Source organism: Escherichia sp. AM3, assembly GCF_032029835.1.
Classification (GTDB): Bacteria; Pseudomonadota; Gammaproteobacteria; order Enterobacterales; family Enterobacteriaceae; genus Escherichia; species Escherichia coli.
Genome location: NZ_JAVUPQ010000110.1, coordinates 1 through 5,923, shown reverse-complemented (window position 1 = coordinate 5,923; position 5,923 = coordinate 1). Strand labels below are relative to the sequence as shown.

Genomic DNA, 5,923 nt, shown 5'->3' with positions numbered 1-5,923 from the left:
GATAGAAACAGAAGCCACTGGAGCACCTCAAAAACACCATCATACACTAAATCAGTAAGTTGGCAGCATCACCCGATCCTTTAATCGTTATTTTTCTGTTTCGACAGATTACAGACCTAAACTTGAAGCACTATTAGCATGCTCACAAATGTTAGGTATAAATCAAGTTGTTGCACATAACGGTAATGGTGGAAGAGAATGTATAGGTGAAACGGGGACAGTTTTAGGTCTTAACGCCCGTGACAGTAAACATGCTGGAAGAATGTTCAGCATGCATAATTGCCAAATTAACCCTGGTGCAGGGCCTGAGATAACCACTCCCTGGAAGTCTTACCAGCATGAAAAAAACAGAAATGGACTTATGCCTTTGATCAGAAGGCGCACAATGTTACAGCTCTGAACCATAGACAACATGAATATTAATGTTACTATCTGGTTGAGACTGTTGATAAAACGTAAAAAGGAATGCTCTGTTCCTGCAACTGAACAGGCGTGAAACGCTATCCAACAGGATGGATACCGTTTTGTCAGCCAGTTTTATAGATCACACTTATGAGTATGCGTGTTTCATTTACGGCCAGGAATGCTGATGATGACAACATTACTACCCGTTTTCACTAAGCCTTCCCCGTTGGCGCTCAATGCTCTGCGCGCTGGTCGTATTTGTCGTTTCCTTCTTATCCCGGATGGAAGAATCCGCTGAACGTCGTTCGGCGGCAGTTGTAACACGCGTCGTTTGCTTACAGGGATTATGGCGGGTCGATTATGGATAAGAGTAAGCGCCATCTGGCGTGGTGGGTTGTCGGGTTACTGGCGGTGGCGGCTATCGTGGCGTGGTGGCTGTTGCGCCCGGCAGGTGTGCCGGAAGGCTTTGCCGTCAGCAATGGGCGCATTGAAGCGACGGAAGTGGATATCGCCAGCAAAATTGCCGGGCGTATCGACACCATTCTGGTGAAAGAAGGCCAGTTTGTTCGCGAAGGCGAAGTGCTGGCGAAGATGGATACTCGCGTGTTGCAGGAACAGCGACTGGAAGCCATCGCGCAAATCAAAGAAGCACAAAGTGCCGTTGCTGCCGCGCAGGCTTTGCTGGAGCAACGGCAAAGCGAAACTCGTGCCGCGCAGTCGCTGGTTAATCAACGCCAGGCCGAACTGGACTCCGTGGCTAAACGTCATACGCGTTCCCGCTCGCTCGCCCAACGAGGGGCTATTTCTGCGCAACAGCTGGATGACGATCGCGCCGCCGCTGAGAGCGCCCGAGCTGCGCTGGAATCGGCGAAAGCTCAGGTATCGGCTTCTAAAGCGGCTATAGAAGCGGCACGCACCAATATCATTCAGGCGCAAACTCGCGTCGAAGCCGCACAAGCCACTGAACGGCGCATTGCCGCAGATATCGATGACAGCGAACTGAAAGCCCCGCGTGATGGACGCGTACAATATCGCGTTGCCGAGCCAGGGGAAGTGCTGGCGGCAGGCGGTCGGGTGCTGAATATGGTCGATCTCAGCGACGTCTATATGACTTTCTTCCTGCCAACCGAACAGGCGGGCACGCTGAAACTTGGCGGTGAAGCCCGGCTGATCCTCGATGCCGCGCCAGATCTGCGTATTCCGGCGACCATCAGTTTTGTCGCCAGTATCGCCCAGTTCACGCCAAAAACCGTCGAAACCAGCGATGAACGGCTGAAACTGATGTTCCGCGTCAAAGCGCGTATCCCACCGGAATTACTCCAGCAGCATCTGGAATATGTCAAAACCGGTTTACCGGGCGTAGCGTGGGTGCGGGTGAATGAAGAACTTCCGTGGCCTGACGACCTCGTGGTGAGGTTGCCGCAATGACGCATCTGGAACTGGTTCCCGTCCCGCCTGTCGCGCAACTGGCGGGCGTGAGCCAGCATTATGGAAAAACCGTTGCGCTGAACAATATCACTCTCGATATTCCGGCCCGTTGCATGGTCGGGCTGATTGGTCCGGATGGCGTCGGGAAGTCGAGTTTATTGTCACTGATTTCCGGTGCCCGCGTCATTGAGCAGGGCAATGTGGTGGTGCTGGGTGGCGATATGCACGACCCGAAGCATCGCCGAGACGTCTGCCCGCGCATCGCCTGGATGCCGCAGGGGCTGGGCAAAAACCTCTACCACACCTTGTCGGTGTATGAAAACGTCGATTTTTTCGCTCGCCTGTTCGGTCACGACAAAGCGGAGCGGGAAGTGCGAATTAATGAGCTGCTGACCAGCACGGGGTTAGCACCGTTTCGCGATCGTCCGGCAGGGAAACTCTCCGGCGGGATGAAGCAAAAACTTGGGCTGTGCTGCGCGTTAATCCACGACCCGGAACTGTTGATCCTTGATGAGCCAACAACGGGGGTTGACCCGCTCTCCCGCTCCCAGTTCTGGGATCTGATCGACAGTATTCGCCAGCGGCAGAGCAATATGAGCGTGCTGGTCGCCACCGCCTATATGGAAGAGGCCGAACGCTTCGACTGGCTGGTAGCGATGAATGCCGGAGAAGTGCTGGCAACTGGCAGCGCCGAAGAGCTACGGCAGCAAACGCAAAGCGCTACGCTGGAAGAAGCATTTATAAATCTGTTACCGCAAGCGCAACGCCAGGCGCATCAGGCGGTAGTGATCCCACCGTATCAACCTGAAAACGCAGAGATTGCCATCGAAGCGCGCGATCTGACCATGCGTTTTGGTTCCTTCGTTGCCGTTGATCACGTTAATTTCCGCATTCCACGCGGGGAGATTTTTGGTTTTCTTGGTTCGAACGGCTGCGGTAAATCCACCACCATGAAAATGCTCACCGGACTGCTGCCCGCCAGCGAAGGTGAGGCGTGGCTGTTCGGGCAACCGGTTGATCCAAAAGATATCGATACCCGCCGTCGGGTGGGCTATATGTCGCAGGCGTTTTCGCTCTATAACGAACTCACCGTGCGGCAAAACCTTGAGTTACATGCCCGTTTGTTTCACATCCCGGAAGCGGAAATTCCCGCAAGAGTGGCTGAAATGAGCGAGCGTTTTAAGCTCAACGACGTTGAAGATATTCTGCCGGAGTCATTGCCGCTCGGCATTCGCCAGCGGCTTTCGCTGGCGGTGGCGGTGATTCATCGCCCGGAGATGTTAATCCTCGATGAGCCTACTTCTGGTGTCGATCCGGTGGCGAGGGATATGTTCTGGCAGTTGATGGTCGATCTCTCGCGCCAGGACAAAGTGACTATCTTCATCTCCACCCACTTTATGAACGAAGCGGAACGTTGCGACCGCATCTCACTGATGCACGCCGGAAAAGTGCTTGCCAGCGGTACACCGCAGGAACTGGTTGAGAAACGCGGAGCCGCCAGTCTGGAAGAGGCATTTATCGCCTATTTGCAGGAAGCGGCAGGGCAGAGCAACGAAGCCGAAGCGCCGCCCGTGGTACACGACACCACCCACGCGCCGCGTCAGGGATTTAGCCTGCGCCGTCTGTTTAGCTACAGCCGCCGCGAAGCGCTGGAACTGCGACGCGATCCAGTACGTTCGACGCTGGCGCTGATGGGAACGGTGATCCTGATGCTGATAATGGGTTACGGCATCAGTATGGATGTGGAAAACCTGCGCTTTGCGGTGCTCGACCGCGACCAGACCGTCAGTAGCCAGGCGTGGACACTCAACCTCTCCGGTTCCCGTTACTTTATCGAACAGCCGCCGCTCACCAGTTATGACGAGCTTGATCGTCGGATGCGTGCGGGCGATATCACGGTGGCGATTGAGATCCCGCCCAATTTCGGGCGCGATATCGCGCGTGGTACGCCTGTGGAACTCGGCGTCTGGATCGACGGAGCGATGCCCAGTCGTGCCGAAACGGTAAAAGGTTACGTGCAGGCAATGCACCAGAGTTGGCTTCAGGATGTGGCGAGCCGACAATCGACACCCGCCAGCCAAAGCGGGCTGATGAACATTGAGACGCGTTATCGCTATAACCCGGACGTAAAAAGCCTGCCAGCGATTGTTCCGGCGGTGATCCCGCTTCTGCTGATGATGATCCCGTCAATGCTAAGCGCCCTTAGCGTGGTGCGGGAAAAAGAGCTTGGGTCGATTATCAACCTTTACGTGACCCCCACCACGCGTAGTGAATTTTTGCTTGGTAAACAGTTGCCATACATCGCGCTGGGGATGCTGAACTTTTTCCTGCTTTGCGGCCTGTCGGTGTTTGTGTTTGGCGTACCGCATAAAGGCAGTTTCCTGACGCTCACCCTGGCGGCGCTGCTGTATATCATCATTGCCACCGGAATGGGGCTGCTGATCTCCACCTTTATGAAAAGCCAGATTGCCGCCATTTTCGGAACGGCGATTATCACGTTGATCCCGGCGACACAGTTTTCCGGGATGATCGATCCGGTAGCTTCGCTGGAAGGGCCTGGACGTTGGATCGGCGAGGTTTACCCGACCAGTCATTTTCTGATTATCGCCCGCGGGACGTTCTCGAAAGCGCTGGATCTGACTGATTTGTGGCAACTTTTTATCCCGTTGCTGATAGCCATCCCGCTGGTGATGGGCTTAAGTATCCTGCTGCTGAAAAAACAGGAGGGATGATGCGCCATTTACGCAATATTTTTAATCTGGGTATCAAAGAGTTGCGCAGTCTGCTCGGTGATAAAGCGATGCTGACGCTGATTGTCTTCTCGTTTACGGTGTCGGTGTATTCGTCAGCGACCGTTACGCCAGGATCGTTGAACCTCGCGCCGATCGCCATTGCCGATATGGATCAATCGCAGTTATCGAACCGGATCGTTAACAGCTTCTATCGTCCGTGGTTTTTGCCACCGGAGATGATCACCGCCGATGAGATGGATGCTGGACTGGACGCCGGACGCTATACCTTCGCGATAAATATTCCACCTAATTTTCAGCGTGATGTCCTCGCCGGACGCCAGCCGGATATTCAGGTGAACGTCGATGCCACGCGCATGAGCCAGGCATTTACCGGCAATGGGTATATCCAGAATATTATCAACGGTGAAGTGAACAGCTTTGTCGCGCGCTACCGTGATAACAGCGAACCGTTGGTATCGCTGGAAACCCGGATGCGCTTTAACCCGAACCTTGATCCCGCGTGGTTTGGCGGGGTGATGGCGATCATCAACAACATTACCATGCTGGCGATTGTATTGACCGGATCGGCGCTGATCCGCGAGCGTGAACACGGCACGGTGGAACATTTACTGGTGATGCCGATAACGCCGTTTGAGATCATGATGGCGAAGATCTGGTCGATGGGGCTGGTGGTGCTGGTGGTATCGGGATTATCGCTGGTGCTGATGGTGAAAGGTGTACTGGGCGTACCGATTGAAGGCTCGATCCCGCTGTTTATGCTGGGCGTGGCGCTCAGTCTGTTTGCCACCACGTCAATCGGCATTTTTATGGGGACGATAGCGCGTTCAATGCCGCAACTGGGGCTGCTGGTGATTCTGGTGCTGCTGCCGCTGCAAATGCTTTCCGGTGGATCCACGCCGCGCGAAAGTATGCCGCAGATGGTGCAGGACACTATGCTGACCATGCCGACGACACACTTTGTTAGCCTCGCGCAGGCCATCCTCTACCGGGGTGCCGGATTCGAAATCGTCTGGCCGCAGTTCCTGACGCTGATGGCAATTGGCGGCGCGTTTTTCACCATTGCACTGCTGCGATTCAGGAAGACGATTGGGACAATGGCGTAAATACAATTGCCCGATGCGTAAGCTTATAGGGACTACGCATCGGTGCAATTTATTGAATTTTAGTTGTTTTTAGGCCGGATAAGGCGTTTATGAACTGACCCCCAAAACCTGGACAGTTTCAGTTAACCGGCTTTTTGATACTCAGTCCTGTATTCAGGGCAAGATTACGAAAGCCCGCTCCCCGCAAGGACTGACGCCAGATAGTTTCTGTCCATGGCTGCTTTTCGCATCTTA

5 protein-coding genes and 1 pseudogene are annotated in these 5,923 nt (G+C 54.4%); 5 read left to right on the top strand and 1 reads right to left on the bottom strand.

Annotation, left to right across the window (positions count from 1 at the left end; genetic code table 11):
- Positions 1 to 73: 73 nt before the first annotated feature.
- From RTW80_RS21960 to RTW80_RS21940, 5 genes and pseudogenes are all read left to right on the top strand, one after another.
- A pseudogene (locus RTW80_RS21960) lies at positions 74 to 400 on the top strand (DUF4049 domain-containing protein); the annotation flags it as partial.
- 189 nt (positions 401 to 589) lie between these two features.
- Complete coding sequence (yhiY, locus tag RTW80_RS21955) at positions 590 to 703, top strand: protein YhiY (protein ID WP_001296785.1); 114 nt, start codon at positions 590 to 592, stop codon at positions 701 to 703.
- A gap of 62 nt (positions 704 to 765) precedes the next feature.
- The gene (locus RTW80_RS21950; protein ID WP_033548487.1) at positions 766 to 1,833 is read left to right on the top strand and encodes an HlyD family secretion protein; all 1,068 of its coding nucleotides are present in this window, start codon (positions 766 to 768) and stop codon (positions 1,831 to 1,833) included.
- Positions 1,830 to 4,565: a ribosome-associated ATPase/putative transporter RbbA gene (rbbA, locus tag RTW80_RS21945; protein ID WP_000149174.1), complete on the top strand. Its 2,736-nt coding sequence runs from the start codon at positions 1,830 to 1,832 to the stop codon at positions 4,563 to 4,565. The genes RTW80_RS21950 and rbbA overlap by 4 nt, the downstream gene beginning before the upstream one ends.
- On the top strand, positions 4,565 to 5,689 hold the full coding sequence (locus RTW80_RS21940) for an ABC transporter permease (RefSeq protein ID WP_001338727.1): 1,125 nt from the start codon (positions 4,565 to 4,567) through the stop codon (positions 5,687 to 5,689). Before rbbA ends, RTW80_RS21940 begins: the two co-directional genes overlap by 1 nt.
- 164 nt (positions 5,690 to 5,853) lie before the next feature.
- Here RTW80_RS21940 and RTW80_RS21935 read toward each other — a convergent pair.
- The coding region (locus RTW80_RS21935; RefSeq protein WP_224452736.1) for a hypothetical protein at positions 5,854 to 5,923 on the bottom strand (70 nt) is incomplete at its 5' end.

Bases quoted from the DNA above. Each gene is read 5' to 3' on its own strand.
- RTW80_RS21950 (WP_033548487.1), top strand. From the start codon at position 766: ATGGATAAGAGTAAGCGCCATCTGGCGTGGTGGGTTGTCGGGTTACTG.
- RTW80_RS21940 (WP_001338727.1), top strand. From the start codon at position 4,565: ATGCGCCATTTACGCAATATTTTTAATCTGGGTATCAAAGAGTTGCGC.
- rbbA (WP_000149174.1), top strand. From the start codon at position 1,830: ATGACGCATCTGGAACTGGTTCCCGTCCCGCCTGTCGCGCAACTGGCG.
- yhiY (WP_001296785.1), top strand. From the start codon at position 590: ATGATGACAACATTACTACCCGTTTTCACTAAGCCTTCCCCGTTGGCG.